Raw genomic sequence first — 17,417 nt, forward strand, 5'->3', positions numbered from 1 at the left:
GGCGGCGCGTGATCCCACCATGCGGACTACCATGCGTGAAGCACCGCAGCCCTGCACCGTGGCAGGTCCTGCCCGCCCGGCGCGCACCGTGGAGCCGGGGCCTCTGGTGTGCGCGGCCGCTCCGGCGGCCGCGCACAGCCAGGGGCCCCGGACCCGGAGGCCCGCCGGCGGACGGCCTTCGACGGCGGGCTGCGCCGGTGCGGCAGCCGCGCCGCGACCGGCCGTGGACCGCGAAAGAACAGGACGCATTACGTGACTGCATTGTCTGTGAGCACCTCCTCCGCCGCCTCGCTGCGCGCGGACGCCTTGGTGGTCGGTGTCGCCAAGGGCCCGAAGGGCATCGTGCTGGCGCCCGGCGCCGAGGCCGTGAACGAGGCGTTCGAGGGCAAGCTGGCCGAGGTCCTCAGCACCCTGGGCGCGACCGGCGCCGAGGGCGAGGCCGTGAAGGTTCCCTCCCCCGCCGGGCTGAAGGCCGCGCTCGTGCTCGCGGTCGGCCTCGGCGAGGCCGGCGAGGAGGGCTACGGGCTGGAGGCGCTGCGCCGCGCCGCGGGTGTCGCCGCCCGTACGCTGGCCGGCGCCAAGAAGGCCGCGCTGGCCCTGCCGGCCGAGTCCGCGGCGGAGGTCGAGGCGGTCGCGCTGGGCGGTCTGCTCGGCTCGTACGCCTTCGGCACGTACAAGGGCAACGGCAACGGCAAGGAGCCGGTCGGCGAGCTGGTCGTGCTGGCCGCCCGCAAGGGCAGCAAGGACGCCAAGGCCGCCGTGGAGCGGGCCGCCGCGCTCGGCGAGGAGATGAACCGCGCCCGCGACCTGGTCAACACCGCGCCGAACGACCTGACCCCGAAGAGCTTCGCCGCGATCACGCAGGCGGCCGCCAAGGAGCACGGCCTCAAGGTCGAGGTGCTGGACGAGAAGGCGCTGACCAAGGGCGGCTACGGCGGCCTGCTGGGTGTCGGCAACGGCTCGACGAACCCGCCCCGTCTGGTGAAGGTGGCCTACACCCACCCGAAGGCCAAGGCCACCCTGGCGTTCATCGGCAAGGGCATCACCTACGACTCGGGCGGCATCTCGCTCAAGCCGGCCGGCCACAACGAGACCATGAAGTGCGACATGGCCGGCGCCGCCGCCGTGCTCGCCGCCGTGGTCACCGCCAAGCGGCTGGGCCTGGCCGTCAACGTGACCGGCTGGCTGGCGCTGGCCGAGAACATGCCGTCCGGCTCCGCCACCCGCCCGGGCGACGTGCTGCGGATGTACGGCGGCAAGACCGTCGAGGTGCTGAACACCGACGCCGAGGGCCGTCTGGTGCTGGCCGACGCCATCGTGCGGGCCGGCGAGGAGAACCCGGACGTCATCGTCGACGTGGCCACCCTGACCGGCGCCATGGTGCTGGCCCTGGGCAACCGCACCTTCGCCGTGATGTCCAACAGCGACGAGCTGCGCGACGACCTGCACGTCCTCGCGGGCGAGGTGGGCGAGCAGTCCTGGCCGATGCCGCTGCCCGCCGACCTGCGCAAGGGCATGACCGAGTCGACCATCGCCGACCTGGCCAACATGGGCGAGCGGATGGGCGGCGGCCTGGTGGCCGCCCTGTTCCTGAAGGAGTTCGTGGCCGAGGGCATCGACTGGGCGCACCTGGACATCGCCGGGCCGGCGTTCCACGAGGGCGCTCCGTTCGGCTACACCCCGAAGGGCGGCACCGCGAGCGCGGTGCGCACCCTGGTCCGCTTCGCCGAGCGGACGGCGAACGGCAAGGCCTGATCAGGCAGCCCGCTGCGACGGGGCCCGGCGCGGATGCGCCGGGCCCCGTCGGCGTTCCGGCCGGGTTACCTGCGAGTAGGCCGGGGCGTCAGGGCGCAGCCCTGTTCGCTGCGGGCGAAACTTTGTTCCACACTGCGGAAGAGCCCGGGCGGGACAGGGCGGAAGACGCCCGTCCGGCGGCTGTCAACACCGCGCTGAGCTGCAATGATGCCCATCCGTGGGGGGTATTCCCGCCCCGGTGACCACTCTGCGGGACACCCCTGGGGTGGGCCCGGACATCAGCCACCGCGAACAAGTGCGAAGATGTATTTCCGGCACGACTGGGCGCCTCACAAAGGCTTCCGACCCACCGGACCGTACCGGCCCGGCGACCCACCCCATTGCATGGAGGACGTGACGTGGCGAACGACGCCAGCACCGTTTTCGACGTAGTCATTCTCGGAGGCGGAAGCGGCGGTTACGCCGCGGCGCTCCGCGCCGCTCAGCTGGGCCTGAGCGTCGCCCTGGTCGAGAAGGGTGAGCTGGGCGGCACTTGCCTGCACCGCGGCTGCATCCCGACCAAGGCGCTGCTGCACGCCGCGGAGATCGCGGACGAGACGAAGGAAGCCGCCGAGTTCGGCGTGCTGGCCACCTTCCAGGGCATCGACATCAACGGCGTCCACAAGTACAAGGACGACGTCATCGCCGGCCTGTACAAGGGCCTGCAGGGCCTGGTGGCGTCCCGCAAGGTCACCTTCATCCAGGGCGAGGGCAAGCTCTCCTCGCAGACCTCGGTGGACGTCAACGGCCAGCGCATCGAAGGCCGCCACATCGTCCTGGCCACCGGTTCCGTGCCGCGCTCGATCCCGGGCCTGGAGATCGACGGCAACCGCGTGATCTCCTCGGACCACGCCCTCAAGCTCGACCGCATCCCGAAGTCGGCCGTCATCCTCGGCGGCGGCGTCATCGGCGTCGAGTTCGCCTCGGTCTGGAAGTCCTTCGGCGTCGAGGTCACCATCGTCGAGGCGCTGCCGCACCTCGTCCCGCTCGAGGACGAGAACTCGTCCAAGCTGCTGGAGCGCGCGTTCCGCAAGCGCGGCATCAAGTTCGAGCTGAAGGCCCGCTTCTCGGGCGTCGAGTACACCGAGACCGGTGTCCGCGTCTCCACCGAGAACGGCAAGCAGATCGACGCCGACCTGCTGCTCGTCGCCATCGGCCGCGGCCCGGTCTCGGCCGGCCTCGGCTACGAGGAGAACGGCGTCGCGATGGACCGCGGCTACGTCCTGGTCGACGAGTACATGCGCACCAACGTGCCCACCATCTCCGCCGTCGGCGACCTCGCCCCGACCCTGCAGCTGGCCCACGTCGGCTTCGCCGAGGGCATCCTGGTCGCCGAGCGGCTGGCCGGCCTCAAGCCGGTGCCGATCGACTACGACGGCGTCCCGCGCGTGACCTACTCCAACCCCGAGGTCGCCTCCGTCGGCATCTCCGAGGCCAAGGCCGTCGAGCTGTACGGCAAGGAGAAGGTCGTCACCCTCAAGTACAACCTGGCCGGCAACGGCAAGAGCAAGATCCTGAAGACCGCCGGCGAGATCAAGCTCGTCCAGGTCAAGGACGGCGCCGTGGTCGGTGTCCACATGGTCGGCGCCCGCATGGGCGAGCAGGTCGGCGAAGCCCAGCTGATCTACAACTGGGAGGCCCTGCCGGCCGAGGTCGCGCAGCTCATCCACGCGCACCCGACCCAGTCCGAGGCCCTGGGCGAGGCGCACCTGGCGCTGGCCGGCAAGCCGCTGCACGCGCACGACTGATCGCGCCCCACCCCACCTTTTCCGGTACTTCCCGTACGCAAGTACTTCCCGTACGCAAGACTTGATAGGAGTCGCTGAAACCATGGCGGTCTCAGTAACACTGCCCGCGCTGGGCGAGAGCGTTTCCGAGGGCACCGTCACCCGTTGGCTGAAGGCCGAGGGTGAGCGTGTCGAGGTCGACGAGCCGCTGCTCGAGGTCTCGACCGACAAGGTCGACACCGAGATCCCGGCCCCGGTCTCCGGCATCCTCTCCTCGATCAAGGTCGCCGAGGACGAGACCGTCGAGGTCGGCGCCGAGCTGGCGATCATCGACGACGGCTCCGGTGCCCCGGCCGCCGCTGCGGCCCCGGTCGCCGAGGCCGCGCCCGCCGCCGCCCCGGCCCCGGTTGCCGAGGCTCCGGTCGCCGCTCCGGCCCCGGCTGCTCCGGCCGCCCCGGCCGCCGCCGCTCCGGCTGCTCCGGCCGGCGACGCCACCCCGGTGCTGCTGCCCGCCCTGGGCGAGTCCGTCACCGAGGGCACCGTCACCCGCTGGCTGAAGGCCGAGGGTGAGACGGTCGAGGTCGACGAGCCGCTGCTCGAGGTCTCCACCGACAAGGTCGACACCGAGATCCCGTCGCCGGTCGCCGGCACCGTGGTGAAGATCCTGGTCGGCGAGGACGAGACCGCCGAGGTCGGCGCCCAGCTCGCGCTGATCGGCGCCGCGGGTGCGGTCGCCGCCGCCCCGGCCCCGGCTGCCGCTCCGGCTCCGGTCGCTGCCCCGGCTCCGGTGGCCGCTCCGGCCCCGGCTGCTCCGGCTGCCCCGGCCCCGGTCGCCGCCGCTCCGGCTGCTCCGGCCCCGGTTGCCGCCCCGGTTGCCGCCCCGGTTGCCGCCCCGGCTCCAGTCGCTGCCCCGGCTGCTCCGGCCGCTCCGGCTGCCGACAACGGTGACGCCTACGTCACCCCGCTGGTGCGCAAGCTCGCCGCCGAGCACGGCGTCGCGCTGTCCTCCGTCGCCGGTACCGGCGTCGGCGGCCGCATCCGCAAGCAGGACGTCATCGCCGCCGCGGAGGCCGCCAAGGCCGCTCCGGCCCCCGCCGCCGCTGCCGCCCCGGCCGCCGCGCCGAAGGCCGCCGCCGCGCCGTCCGCCCTGCGCGGCCAGACGGTCAAGATGACCCGCATGCGCAAGGTCATCGGCGACAACATGATGAAGGCCCTGCACGAGCAGGCGCAGCTGACCAGCGTGGTCGAGGTGGACGTCACCAAGATCATGGCGATGCGCGGCAAGGCCAAGGACTCCTTCCTCGCCCGCGAGGGCGTGAAGCTGTCCCCGATGCCGTTCTTCGTCAAGGCCGCTGCCCAGGCGCTGAAGGCCCACGCGGTCGTCAACGCCCGGATCAACGAGGCCGAGGGCACCATCACCTACTTCGACACCGAGAACATCGGTATCGCGGTGGACTCCGAGAAGGGTCTGATGACCCCGGTCATCAAGGGTGCGGGCGACCTCAACCTCGCCGGCATCTCGAAGAAGACCGCCGAGCTGGCCGGCAAGGTCCGCGACAGCAAGATCACCCCGGACGAGCTGTCCGGCGCGACCTTCACCATCAGCAACACCGGCTCGCGCGGTGCGCTGTTCGACACCGTGATCGTGCCGCCGAACCAGGCCGCCATCCTGGGCATCGGCGCCACCGTCAAGCGCCCGGTGGTCATCGAGGCCGACGGCGGCACCGCCATCGGCATCCGTGACATGACCTACCTGTCGCTCTCCTACGACCACCGCCTGGTGGACGGCGCCGACGCCGCCCGCTACCTGGTCGCGGTCAAGGAGATCCTGGAGGCCGGCGAGTTCGAGGTCGAGCTCGGCCTCTGACCCCTCCACGGTCCTGCGGAACCCCGCGTCGTCTCCGGACGGCGCGGGGTTCCGCCGTTTCCGGCCCCCGTCGCGCCCTTCCCGGCCCTGCTCGGCCGTTTCCAGGCCCGTTCCCCCGTTTTCGGCCCGGGCCGCGCCGGGTCATGGCATGCGCGGACGCGGCCGAACGGGGATGCTTGAGCGGTGATGGACGAGACGGACTTCTGGCAGATCATCGACGACACACGGGACGCCGCCGACGGCGATCCCGACGAGCAGGCCGACCGGCTGGTGGAGCGGCTCGTCAGACTGACCCCGGACGATGTGATCGACTTCGCCCGGCTCTTCGAGGCCCGGTTCCAGCGCGCCTACCAGTACGACCTGTGGGGCGCGGCCTACCTGCTGCTGGACGGCGCCTCCGAGGACACCTTCGACTACTTCCGCTGCTGGCTGATCGCCCAGGGCCGGGAGGTCTTCGAGGGCGGACTGGCCGAGCCGGACGACCTGGCCGACCTGCTGCCCGAGTTCGACGAGGAGGAGGACGGCGAGGCCGAGGACATCGGCTACGCCGCCGACGAGGCGTACGAGCAGCTGACCGGGCTGCCGCTGCCCGAGGTGGGCGGGCGGCAGGCCGGACGGCCGTCCGGGGCGACGCTGGACTTCGACGACCCGGACGTCATGGCGAAGCGCTTCCCCAAGTTGTGGGAGCGGTACGGGGACTGAGGCCGCCCCGGCTCCCCGCCTCCGGCTCCCGGCTCCCGGCTCCCGGCCCTCGGCTCTCAGCCGGGGGCCGGCCCGGTGCTCAGGTGGAACTGCCGGACGAGCTGTCCTGCTGGACGCCCTTGAGGATCTGGTCCAGCACCGAGGCGTCCGGCGCCGCCGGGTTGTCGTCCACACCGCCCTCGAAGACCACGTAGCCGCCGCCCTTGGCCGGGACGGCGGCCAGCAGGACGTAGCCCTGCGTGCCGTCCGAGGTGCGGACGTGCCAGCGCGTGGCGTAGCCGAGCACACCGGCGACGCTGACGTAGCCGGAGCCGTAGTCGGTGTGCGAGGTGATCCCGGTGAAAATCTGCCCCGCATAGGTGGGCATCGTGGCGTCGGCGGCCGCCTTGGGGGTGTCGCCCTGGACGGTGTTCTTCTCCACCGAGAACTGACCGCGGATGCAGGAGTTGCCGTCCGGGCAGGTGTAACGGCCGGTGCCGAGGAAGACCGTCGAGTGCGCCGAGTCGGTCGCCGCGTCCCAGCCGTCGTAGACCGGGATGGTGATCGCGTGCTGCGGGTCGGGGACGGTGCTCTTGAGGACCGGCGCGGGCTTGGGCGGCGACACCGTGGGGCTGGTGGTGGGCCGGGTCGGGCTCGGCGTGGGGCCGTCGCTCTGGGTGACGGTGACCGTGGGGTTCGGGGTCGGGTCCGCCTTCGGGTCGTTGCCGCCGCCGCTGAGCATGATCCCGGCGATGATCCCGCCCACGACCAGCACGGTGACGGCGCCGCCGATGATCACGCCGGACTTGTTCTTGACGGGCGGCGGCGGGTAGCCCGGCCCGGGGTAGCCGTAGCCCGCGCCCTGGGCCGCCGGGTAGCCGGCCTGGCCCGGGTACCCGCCCTGGCCCTGGTAGGGGTCCTGGCCCGGGTAGCCGTAGGCGGGGGCCGGGGAACCGTCCTGGCCCGGGTAGCCGTAGGCGGGCGCCGGCGAGCCGCCCGGGTAGCCGTAGCCGGGCTTCTGGTCGGAGGGCTGCCAGGTCTGCGTGGGGGCGTCGGAGAGCTGTCCGGCACCGCCCTGGAGCGGCCTGACCTCACTGGTCCAGGCGTTGCCGTCCCACCAGCGCTCGTGACCGGGGGTGCCGTCCGCACCCGGGACCGGGTACCACCCGGGAGGCGTCGAGTTGCTCACGGGCGTACGGTACCCGGCGTGGCGGCGGTCCAGACAGGGCGGGACCGTCACGACTCTGCACCGCCGCCGCACCGGCTTCCGCGCCGCTTCCGCACGCCGCCCGGGAGCTGACCGACCGCCGGGAAAGCCGGGCGCTCAGTCGGCCAGCCGGCGGGCCATCCAGATGTCGTCCACGTAGGAGCCGTCGATCAGGAACTCCTCGACCAGCGAGCCCTCGACGACGAAGCCGCAGCTCTCGTAGAGGCGGCGGGCCGGGGCGTTCCAGCCGAGCACCCGCAGGGTCATCTTCCGGGCGCCCTCGGTCCGGGCCGTGTCGCAGGCCGCCTCGACCAGCCGGCGGCCGATGCCCCGGCCGCGGACCGTGCCGTCGACGGCCAGGCCCTGGATCTGGCGGACGTGCCGGTTGGCGACCAGCGGGGTGGCCGGGACCTGGCGGACGTAGCCGACGAGCCGGCCGTCCAGGACGGCGAGCAGGAACTGCTCGGGGGTGCGCCGCTCGTCGAAGAGCCCGTCCTCCTCGGGGGGCTGCGGGGAGACATCGGACAGGACCGACCAGGCCGCGCGATTGAGGACGGCGAGGTCGCGCTCGTCCTCGGGCCGTGCCGGACGGATGATCAGATCGTCGTCGAACATGCGCGTCATGCTAATGAGACGCCTGGGAAGGTGACAGGCAATTCCAGCTGCGAGGATGAGCGCATGCGCATCGCTGTCACGGGTTCCACGGGTTTGATCGGTTCGGCCCTCGTCCGCTCCCTGCTGACGGACGGCCACGAGGTGGTCCGGCTGGTCCGGCACCGGTCCAGGACGGGCCCACAGCCCGACGGCAGCACGGCGATCGGCTGGAACCCACTGCTCGGAGAGGTCGAGCGGGACGGGCTGGCCGGGGTCCAGGCGGTGGTGCACCTGGCCGGCGCCGGGGTCGGCGACCACCGCTGGACGGACGCCTACAAGCGGGAGATCCGGGAGAGCCGGGTCTACGGCACCGAGACGCTGGCCGTCGCGCTGGCCGAGCTCAAGGAGCCGCCCCGGGTCTTCGTGAGCGCCTCCGCAGTCGGCTGGTACGGGCAGACCGGCGACCGGGTGATCGACGAGGACTCCCCCGCCGGCGACGACTTCCTGGCCGAGGTCTGCCTGGAGTGGGAGGCCGCCGCCAGGCCCGCCGAGCGGGCCGGAATCAGGGTCGTCCACCCGCGCACCGGGATGGTGCTGTCCTCGAGCGGCGGGGCGGGCGGGCGGCTGTTCCCGCTGTTCCGGATGGGCCTGGGCGGGCGGCTCGGCAACGGGCGGCAGTACTGGAGCTTCATCTCGCTGCACGACGAGGTGGCCGCGCTGCGCTTTCTGATCGACCACGACGACCTGTCCGGCGCCTTCAACCTGACGGCGCCGAACCCGGCGACCAACGCCGAACTGACCGCCGCGCTCGGGCGGGCGCTGCGGCGGCCGACGCCGTTCCCGGTGCCGGAGGCGGTGCTCAAGGTGGTGCTCGGCGAGCTGGCCGTGGAGGTGGTCGGCAGCCACCGGGTGGTGCCACGGCGGCTGTCGGACGCGGGCTTCCGCTTCACGCACCCGGACGTGTACTCGGCGGTGCTCGCGGCACTGTGACGGCGGCGGTACTCGCGGCGCGGTGGCGGTGCTCGGAGCGCCGTGACGGCGGTGGTGCTCGGAGCGCCGTGCCGGCGGGCGCCGTGACGTACGCGTGCCGGGCCCCGTGCGTACCTCCGGCTACGGCATCCGCGCTGGCCAGGGGCATATGCCGGGCGGGGGTCGGACGGGGCTCCGGGAGGGGGCGCACGGGAGCACATGGCGGGCGCGTCGCACGCCCCCGGTGACCGTACGCGCCCGCCGACCCCCGAACCCGGCCACCACGGCGCACTGTCCGTGACCGCGCCCCCGCCCGGTGCCGCACAACCCCCGCCGGCCCCCGAATCCGGCCCGATGTGCTTGTCTGATGCTCACACTGACTGGGCATCACCCTCCTCGAACCGTGTCCCGGCACCCCGCTGCCTGCGTCGGCCGGAGCCCCGGGCCCAGGGAGGGAGCACGCCAGTGCCCACGTACGACTTCACCCGCCGCGCCCGTCGGCCATCCGACCCGGACGTCGTCGTGGTCGGCGCCGGACTCGCGGGCCTGGCCGCCGCCCGCGCGCTCACCGGCCACGGCCTCGCCGTTCGGATCCTGGAGAGCAGCGACCGGATCGGCGGCCGGATGGCCACCCGCGAGCTGGACGGCTTCCGGCTCGACGACGGCAGTCACCTGCTGAACACCGCCTTCCCCGAACTGCGCCGCGCGCTCGACCTCGACCGCCTCGACCTGCGCCCGCTCGCACCCGGCGTACTGGTGCACAGCGGCGGCCGCCGGTACCGCACCGGGGACCCGCAGCTCACCGCCGCCCGACAGGCCGCCACCCGGGCCCCGCTCGGCAGCCCGCTGGACAAGGCCCGGCTGGGCAGTTGGCTCGGTCGGCTCGCCGCCACCCCGATCGGCCGGCTGCAGGCCCGACCGGAGACCACCGCCGCCCGTGCGCTGACCGGCCACGGACTCGCCCCGCGCACCGTCGACGGCTTCCTGCGCCCACTGCTCAGCGCCCTGCTCAGCGACCCGGCGCTCGGCACCAGCAGCCGGGTCGCCGACTTGGTGCTGCGCTCGTACGCGCGCGGGCGGCTCTGTCTGCCCGCCGACGGGATCGCCGCGGTGCCGGCCCAGCTGGCCGCCGCGCTACCCGCCGGCACCGTCCACACCGGGGTCCAGGTCACCTCGATCGCCGCGGACGGCGTGGAGACCCTCCACCACGGGCGGACCGGCGCCCAGGCCGTCATCGTCGCCACCGACGCCCGCTCCGCCACCGAGCTGCTGCCCGGCCTGCGGCTGCCGGACTTCCACCCCGTCACGACCTTCTACCACGCGGCCGACCACCCGCCGGTGGGCGAGGCCGTGCTGCTGCTCGACGGCGACCGGCCGAACGGGCACCCGCCACTGGTCTCGCACTCGCTGGTGCTCAGCGAGCTGCACCCGTCCTACGCCCCGGCCGGCCAGACGCTGGTCGCCACCACCGTGCTCGGGCGGCGCGCCTTCGACGCGGGCGGCCCGGCCGGACTGGAACCGGCCGTCCGGGCCCGGCTCGCCGAGCTGTACGGCACCTCGACGGCGGGCTGGCAGTTCCTCAGCGTGCGGCACGTCCCGGACGCGCTGCCCGCGATGCCGCCGCCGCACAACACCCGGCGGCCGGTGCGCCTGGTGGCCGGGCTGTACGTCGCCGGGGACCACCGGGACACCAGCACCGTGCAGGGCGCGCTGGTCTCCGGGCGGCGAGCGGCGCGGGCGGTGCTGCGCGACCTCGGCGTCCCGGCCGACGCGCGGGAGGCGGAGGCGGCGGCCTGAGGGGCCACCGGGGCGGTCGGCGAATTCGGGCCGATCATCGCGATCGCCGTGCTGCTCAGCGGCAACTCCCCGGCCCGTGGTGGTCACCACCATCGAGGTGGAAGCCGGGCACCTGGCGTCCTCGACCGCGGCGGCGCTGGTCGGCGCCGGAATGCCGTCGGTGCTGGGGCGGCGCAGCGGGTGCGGGGTGGCGCGCGGCTGTCGGGGCGGCGGCCGGGGGCAGGCCGAGGGTCCGGGCCGAGAGCTGGTGAGCGCCCGGCCCGGACCCCGAACGGTCAGATGACCCCGGCCTGGCGGGCCGTCTCCTCGAAGGCGCGGGCCACCGGGCTACCGCGGTAGGGCGTGAGGCGGCGGTGGAAGTCCCGGACGTACTCCAGCGAGCGGGCCGAGCGCATCTCCCCCGCCGCCCGCAGCGCGTCGGTCGCCATGGCGCAGGCCTCGTCGAGGTCCCCCATGCCGAGCCGGGCGGTGGCCAGCACCAGCCGGCAGAAGATCCGGCTGCGCGCGTACGCGGGCGAGCGCAGCCGCAGCGACTTCTCGGCGTGCTGCGCGGCGGTGCGCCACTGCTGCAGGTCGCGGTAGCAGTGGGCGAACTCGTCGGAGAGCTGCGCCTCGTCGAAGTACCGTGCCCAGGCCGGCAGTTCGTCGCCGGTGCGGGCCGCCGCCAGGGCCCGCTCGGCGCGTACCAGGGCGGTGGTGCAGGACCGGACGTCGCCCAGCAGGCCGTGCCCGCGGGCCTCGGCGGCGTGCATCAGCGACTGGACCACCGGGGGGACGGCGGTGCCCACGCCCTGCTGGGCGACCCGGGCGAGCTGGACCGCCTCCCGGCCGTGGCCGAGGTGGACGGCCTGCTGGCTCATCGTCACCAGCACGTAGCCGCCGAGCGCGCGGTCCCCGGCGGCCTGGGACAGGCGCAGCGCCTGGACGAAGTAGCGCTGGGCCAGGCCGTGCGCGGCGATGTCGAAGGACGTCCAGCCGGCCAGCCGGGTCAGATCGGCGACCGCGCCGAACAGGGCCCGGCCGATCTGCTCGCCGTAGCGGCCGCGCAGCATCGGCTCGGCCTCGCTCTCCAGGTAGCGGACCAGCGCCTGGCGGGCGTGGCCGCCGCCGTAGGCGTGGTCGAGCGCGCGGAAGAGGTCGCCGACGGCGCGGATGGCGGCGATGTCGCCGCGGCCGACCCGCAGGGCAGGGCGGGATTCGCGGGCCGGGTCGGTGTACGGCGGCTCGACGGCGACCGGTGGGCGGCGGCTCTGGATGGGCACCCGGCCGATGGTGGGGGCGGTGCCGGTCGTCCCGGCCGTGCTGCGCGCGGTGGGCGGCGCGCCGGGCAGGCCCGCGGCCGGGCCGCGCGCCGGGCCCACCGGGGACGCGCCGGGCGCGCTCGGCGCGGGCGCGCCGGTGATGGCGGCGGAGGTGGTGCCGGCGGACGGCGGGCCGGCGGCGGTGTCCGTCCGGGCCAGGGTGGAGCCGTCCCGGGCGACGCGCTCGTCGGTGCGGCCGATCAGCCAGTCCCGGCTGGGGACGACCAGGCCGGCCGGGGTGAAGGCGATCCGGCGCAGCTCGGACTGCGGGCCGTTGTCCTTGCGCCACATGCTCGCCACGATGTCCACCGCCTCCTGCGGGGTCTCGGCGAACTCGAGGCCGGCGTAGACCGGGGCGCAGGCGTCCAGGCCGAGGTCCTGGGCGGTGAGGCGGCGGCCCAGGCGGCGGGTGAAGACCTCGGCGATCAGGGCCGGGGTGGCGCCGCGGGGTTGCTGGCCGCGCAGCCAGCGGGTGACCGAGGTCTTGTCGTAGCGCAGGTCGAGGCCGTGCTCCAGGCCCAGTTGGTCGACCCGGCGGGCCAGGCCGGCGTGCGAGAAGCCGGCCTCCTCGATCAGTGCGGCGAGCTGGCCGTTCTGCGGGGCCGGGCCGGAGTGGCCGGTGCTCCGCGCGGGCGCGGGCGCGGGGGTGGCGGGGGTCTCGTGCCGGTCGGGTGTGGCCTGCGAGGGCAGCCGCAGTTCGTCGGCGGTCGAGGCGTCGGCGGTCAGCGTGTCGCCCGTCAGGGCGTCGGGGGCCAGGGCGTCGGGGGCGTCCGGAAGGGTCCGGCCGACCGGACCTCGGTGCTGGCCGAGCGGGTCGAGCGGTCCGTACGCCGGGCTGTCGGTTGCAGGCCGTTGGGGCATGTCTGTCAACACCTCTCGGACGTCGCACCGGGCTCTACCAGCACTTCGGCGGCCTGGGGCGGCGCCCCCTGTCGGGAATCGGCGTGAATGTAGCGAGCATTCGGGCGCTATGGGTGGATCTGACCGAGCAATCCTCCGAACGGGTGAAGCAATCGCGCCCATTGTGGGGAAGCGCGGTCACCCTGGGTTTGGCCTTCCGCAGTCGAACCGTCGATCGAGGGTCGTAGTGGTTGACGCCACAGCTCGGCGGGATGCTGTGGCGGTCCGCCACATGGGAGCCGGGAGGCCGGATTCCTACCGTTCTCGGCCATGGACACCACTACAGCCCGCCCGCTCGACGGCCGCACGGCCCTGGTCACCGGCGCCGCCTCGGGCATCGGCCGGGCCTGCGCCGAGGCCTTCGCCGGGGCCGGCGCCCGGGTCTACGTCGTCGACCTCGCGGCCGGTCCGGCCGAGGAAATCGCCGAGCGGATCGGCGGGCGCGCGATCGTCACCGACCTCTCCGACCCCGGGGCCGTGGACGCCCTTCCGGACGACGCCGACATCGTGGTCAACAACGCCGGGCTCCAACACGTCGCGCCGGTGCACGAGTTCCCGCCCGACCGCTTCACCCTCATCCAACGCGTCATGGTCGAGGCCCCGTTCCGCATCCTGCGCCGGACCCTGCCGCACATGTACGAGCGGGAGTGGGGACGGATCGTCAACATCTCCTCCGTCCACGGCCTGCGGGCCAGCGCCTTCAAGTCCGCGTACGTCACCGCGAAGCACGCCCTGGAGGGGCTGAGCAAGACGGTCGCCCTCGAAGGCGCCCCGCACGGCGTCACCAGCAACTGCATCAACCCCGGCTACGTCCGGACCCCCCTGGTGGAGAAGCAGATCGCCGCCCAGGCGCTCGCGCACGGCATCCGCGAGGACGAGGTCGTCGAGCAGATCATGCTCGACCGCACCGCCGTGAAACGCCTCATCGAACCCGACGAGATCGCCCAACTCGCCCTCTGGCTCTGCTCCCCCGCCGCCTCCTACATCACCGGCGCCAGCCTCCCGGTCGACGGCGGCTGGACGGCGCACTGAGCGACGGGACCGTGGCCCCGGGCGCCATGAACCGACCGAACAGTATGTGGTCCGCCCCCATAGGACTCCGCCCGGAGGGTTCCTACCTTGTGGCGACATCGTCTCCCCCCGGCCCTGGAAGTGGTGGCACATGAAGGCCTCTGCAAGCGGTGCGGCTGCGCGCACCTCACTCCCGAGAGTGGTGGCTGCCAGCCTGATCGGCACAACGATCGAGTGGTACGACTACTTCTTGTACGGAACGGCGGCGGCGCTGGTGTTCGGGAAGCTGTTCTTCCCGCACAGCGATCCGCTGACCGGCACGCTGCTGTCGTTCCTCACCTACGCGATCGGGTTCGCGGCGCGGCCGATCGGGGCCCTGGTGTTCGGGCACTTCGGGGACCGGGTGGGCCGCAAGAAGCTGCTGGTGGTGAGCCTGCTGCTGATGGGCGGGTCGACCACGGCGATCGGGCTGCTGCCGACGTACGACTCGGTCGGGGTCGCGGCGCCGGTACTCCTGACGACACTGCGGCTGGTGCAGGGGTTCGCGCTCGGCGGTGAGTGGGGCGGGGCCGTGCTGCTGGTGTCGGAGCACGGGGACCAGCGGCGGCGGGGTTTCTGGGCGTCCTGGCCGCAGGGCGGGGCGCCGGCCGGGAACCTGCTGGCGGCGGGGGTGCTGTCGCTGATGACCTCGGTGCAGTCGGACGCGGCGTTCCTGTCCTGGGGCTGGCGGGTGCCGTTCCTGCTGTCGGCGGTACTGGTCGCGGTCGGGATGTGGATCCGGCTCGCGGTGGACGAGTCGCCGCTGTTCCGGGCCGCGCTGGCGGCGCAGCAGAAGCGGGAGAAGGACCGGAAGCGCGCCGAGCAGCCGCCGCTGGTCAGCGTGTTGAGGCACCACTGGCGGGAGGTGCTGGTGGCCATGGGGGCGCGGATGGCGGAGAACATCTCGTACTACGTGATGACGACCTTTGTGCTGACGTACGCGGTCACCCACGCGCACTTCTCCAAGCAGAGCGCGCTGAACGCCGTACTCATCGCCTCCGCGATCCAGTTCACGTTGATCCCGCTGTTCGGCGCGCTGTCCGACCGGGTCGGGCGCAAGCCGGTGTACCTGGTGGGCGCGGTCGGCGTCGGGATCTGGGCGTTCGTCTTCTTCGGGATGGTGGACACCCGCTCGTTCGGGTCGCTGCTCCTCGCGGTCACCGTCGGGCTGGTCTTCCACAGCGCGATGTACGCGCCCCAGGCGGCCTTCTTCTCCGAGCTGTTCGCCACCCGGATGCGGTACTCGGGCGCCTCGATCGGGGCCCAGTTCTCCTCCGTGGCGGCCGGCGCCCCGGCGCCGCTGGTCGCCACCGCGCTGCTCAAGGACTACGGCAGCGCCACCCCGATCTCGGTGTACGTCGCCATCGCGGCGGCGATCACCGTCCTCGCGGTGCTCTGCGGACGGGAGACCAGGGGACAGGACCTCACCGAGGTCGAGGAGCGAGAGGGGTCCCAGGGGCCTGAGGGGTCTGAGGAGCGGGCGGGACAAAAGGGGCCGGAGGCGGACGCCCCGGCGGCCGAAAAGCCCGCCGTCGCCTGACGGTTGAGCCGCTACCATCGCGATTTCTCGGAATCGACGAACCCACGCCGATTGGCGGCACGCACCATGAACCACCCGCACGAAAGCGCCGCGCCCGCCCTGCGGCGACTGCTCGACCTGCTCGCCTCGGGCGCCGCCACCGAGGACTTCGCCGACGTGCTGGCCGACGCCCGCCGCCGCGGGGCGTCGGCCACCGTCCTCGCCGAGATCGACGACGCCACCTGGCAGGCCCTGCGGGTCCACCGCACCCTGCGTCAACACCGGCGCCGCGAAGCCGAGTTGACCGCACTGTTCGACACCGCCGGAGACCTCGCCGCCTCCCGGGACCTGGACACCGTGCTCCAGGCCATCGTCCGCCGGGCCCGGATGCTGCTCGGCACCGACACCGCATACCTGACCTTGCCGGACGAGGCCGCGGGCGACACCTACATGAGGGTCACCGACGGCTCCGTCTCCGTCCTGTTCCAGACCCTGCGGCTCAGCCTCGGCGACGGCCTGGGCGGGCTGGTCGCCCAGGCCGCCCGTCCGTACGCGACCCCCGACTACCGCACCGACGAGCGCTTCCACCACACCGGCACGATCGACGCGGGCGTGCTGGACGAGGGCCTGGTGGCGATCATCGGGGTGCCGCTGCTGCTCGGCGGGCAGGTCATCGGGGTGCTGTTCGCCGCCGACCGCTCGCCCCGTGCCTTCTCCCCCGACGAGGTCGCACTGCTCTGCACCCTCGCCGCGCACGCCGCGATCGCCCTGGACACCGCCAAGTCCCTGGCCGACACCCGCGCCGCGCTCGCCGAGCTGAACGCCGCCAACGAGCTGGTCCGGGCCCACTCCGCCGCCGTCCAGCGCGCCGAGCAGGCGCACGACCGGCTCACCGACCTGGTGCTGCGCGGCGCCGAGGTGCCGGACGTCGCCGCCGCCGTCGCGGCCCTGCTGGACGGGGAGATAGCGGTCCTCGACGCCGAGGGCGAGCCGCTGGCCGGCCGGTCCGCGCCCGCCGCCGAGCTGGCCGGGGCCGTCGCCGCCTCCCGCATCGAGGGACGGTCCGTACGGCACGGCGAGCAGTGGGTCTGCGCGGTGCTGGCCGGGCACGACGCGCTCGGCACCATGGTGCTGCGCGGACGGCCCGACCTCGACGACGCCGACCGGCGGCTGTTCGAGCGGGCCAGCGTGGTGACCGCCCTGCTCCTGCTGCTGCGCCGCTCGGTGGCCGAGACCGAGAACCGGATCCGCGGCGAACTGCTCACCGACCTGCTCACCGCCCCCGAACGCGACCCGGCCGGGCTCACCGCGCGCGGCCGCCGGCTCGGCGTCGACCTCGCCCGCCCGCACCTGGTGGTGGTCGCGGAACCCGCCGAGCCGACCGGCAACGACCGGGGACGACTGGCGGGCGCGGCCCGGCGGTACCTGTTCGGCTCCCGCGGCGTCAGCGCCGAGCACGGCGAGGCGGTGGTGCTGCTGGCGCCCGTCGAGACCGGCACCGCCGAGGATCCCGAGGAGACCGCCCGGCAGGCCGCCGAACGGCTGGCCCGGCTGGCCGGCTTCCCGGTCACCGTCGGCGCCGGCCGTCCGGCCGCCGGTCCGACCGCGCTGGCCGCCTCGTACGCCGAGGGCCTGCGCTGCGTACGGGCGCTGCGGGTGCTCGGCCGCGCCGGTGAGGGCGCCTCGGCCCGCGCGCTCGGCTTCCTCGGGGTCCTGCTCGGCGACGGCCACGACGTGGACGGCTTCGTCGGCGCGACGCTCGGCCCGCTGCTCACCTACGACACCCGGCGCGGCACCGAGCTGGTCCGCACCCTGCGCGCCTACTTCGACTGCGGCGGCAGCCTCACCCGCGCCAAGGACGAACTGCACGTCCACGTGAACACGGTGGTCCAGCGGCTGGACCGGGTCGAGGCACTGCTCGGGCCGGACTGGAACCACCCGGAACGGTCGCTGGAACTCCGGCTCGCGCTGCGGCTGCAGCTGCTCGCGGGCGGCTGAAGGGCTCGACCGG

General features: G+C 73.8%; 12 protein-coding genes. 9 read left to right on the top strand and 3 right to left on the bottom strand.

Annotated elements, in window-relative coordinates; translation table 11 throughout:
* The first annotated feature begins 252 nt into the window (after window positions 1–252).
* The 4 genes from ACIBEC_RS07740 to ACIBEC_RS07755 all read left to right on the top strand — a co-directional run bounded on the left by ACIBEC_RS07740 (window position 253) and on the right by ACIBEC_RS07755 (window position 6,090).
* Window positions 253–1,755 (top strand): leucyl aminopeptidase, encoded by a 1,503-nt coding sequence (locus ACIBEC_RS07740; protein ID WP_360492515.1) that lies wholly within the window; start codon window positions 253–255, stop codon window positions 1,753–1,755.
* Between the two features lie 398 nt (window positions 1,756–2,153).
* Window positions 2,154–3,542, top strand: a complete 1,389-nt coding sequence (gene lpdA / locus ACIBEC_RS07745) for a dihydrolipoyl dehydrogenase (RefSeq protein ID WP_030061083.1) — start codon at window positions 2,154–2,156, stop codon at window positions 3,540–3,542.
* An 82-nt stretch (window positions 3,543–3,624) separates the two neighbouring features.
* Window positions 3,625–5,388, top strand: coding sequence for a 2-oxoglutarate dehydrogenase, E2 component, dihydrolipoamide succinyltransferase (gene sucB / locus ACIBEC_RS07750; protein WP_360492519.1), 1,764 nt, complete (start codon window positions 3,625–3,627; stop codon window positions 5,386–5,388).
* A gap of 186 nt (window positions 5,389–5,574) precedes the next feature.
* A complete protein-coding gene (locus ACIBEC_RS07755; protein WP_360493023.1) occupies window positions 5,575–6,090 on the top strand; it encodes a DUF4240 domain-containing protein in 516 nt (171 codons plus the stop codon).
* A 79-nt stretch (window positions 6,091–6,169) separates the two neighbouring features.
* Here ACIBEC_RS07755 and ACIBEC_RS07760 read toward each other — a convergent pair whose 3' ends face one another.
* Both ACIBEC_RS07760 and ACIBEC_RS07765 read right to left on the bottom strand, forming a co-directional pair.
* Window positions 6,170–7,258, bottom strand: a complete 1,089-nt coding sequence (locus ACIBEC_RS07760; protein WP_360492522.1) for a DUF2510 domain-containing protein — start codon at window positions 7,256–7,258, stop codon at window positions 6,170–6,172.
* Between the two features lie 135 nt (window positions 7,259–7,393).
* A complete protein-coding gene (locus ACIBEC_RS07765; protein ID WP_360492525.1) occupies window positions 7,394–7,891 on the bottom strand; it encodes a GNAT family N-acetyltransferase in 498 nt (165 codons plus the stop codon).
* 63 nt (window positions 7,892–7,954) lie between these two features.
* On the opposite strand from ACIBEC_RS07765, the gene ACIBEC_RS07770 reads away from it, so the two are divergent.
* Entirely contained in the window at window positions 7,955–8,860 is a 906-nt protein-coding gene (locus tag ACIBEC_RS07770) for a TIGR01777 family oxidoreductase (RefSeq protein ID WP_360492528.1), read from the top strand.
* A 444-nt stretch (window positions 8,861–9,304) separates the two neighbouring features.
* On the top strand, window positions 9,305–10,636 hold the full coding sequence (locus tag ACIBEC_RS07775; RefSeq protein ID WP_360492531.1) for an FAD-dependent oxidoreductase: 1,332 nt from the start codon (window positions 9,305–9,307) through the stop codon (window positions 10,634–10,636).
* Window positions 10,637–10,911: 275 nt separating this feature from the next.
* On the opposite strand, the gene ACIBEC_RS07780 is transcribed toward ACIBEC_RS07775, so the two are convergent.
* Window positions 10,912–12,798: a regulator gene (locus ACIBEC_RS07780; RefSeq protein WP_360492534.1), complete on the bottom strand. Its 1,887-nt coding sequence runs from the start codon at window positions 12,796–12,798 to the stop codon at window positions 10,912–10,914.
* Between the two features lie 309 nt (window positions 12,799–13,107).
* Here ACIBEC_RS07780 and ACIBEC_RS07785 point away from each other — a divergent pair, with 309 nt between their 5' ends.
* The 3 genes from ACIBEC_RS07785 (at window position 13,108) to ACIBEC_RS07795 (ending at window position 17,404) form a co-directional block, all read left to right on the top strand.
* A complete protein-coding gene (locus tag ACIBEC_RS07785; RefSeq protein ID WP_360492537.1) occupies window positions 13,108–13,869 on the top strand; it encodes a 3-hydroxybutyrate dehydrogenase in 762 nt (253 codons plus the stop codon).
* 130 nt (window positions 13,870–13,999) lie between these two features.
* Window positions 14,000–15,427 (top strand): MFS transporter, encoded by a 1,428-nt coding sequence (locus tag ACIBEC_RS07790; RefSeq protein ID WP_360492540.1) that lies wholly within the window; start codon window positions 14,000–14,002, stop codon window positions 15,425–15,427.
* A 66-nt stretch (window positions 15,428–15,493) separates the two neighbouring features.
* Entirely contained in the window at window positions 15,494–17,404 is a 1,911-nt protein-coding gene (locus ACIBEC_RS07795) for a GAF domain-containing protein (protein WP_360492543.1), read from the top strand.
* The last annotated feature ends 13 nt before the right edge of the window (window positions 17,405–17,417 follow it).

Origin of the sequence: Kitasatospora sp. NPDC051164 (genome assembly GCF_044455625.1) — a bacterium.
Taxonomy (GTDB): Bacteria; Actinomycetota; Actinomycetes; order Streptomycetales; family Streptomycetaceae; genus Kitasatospora.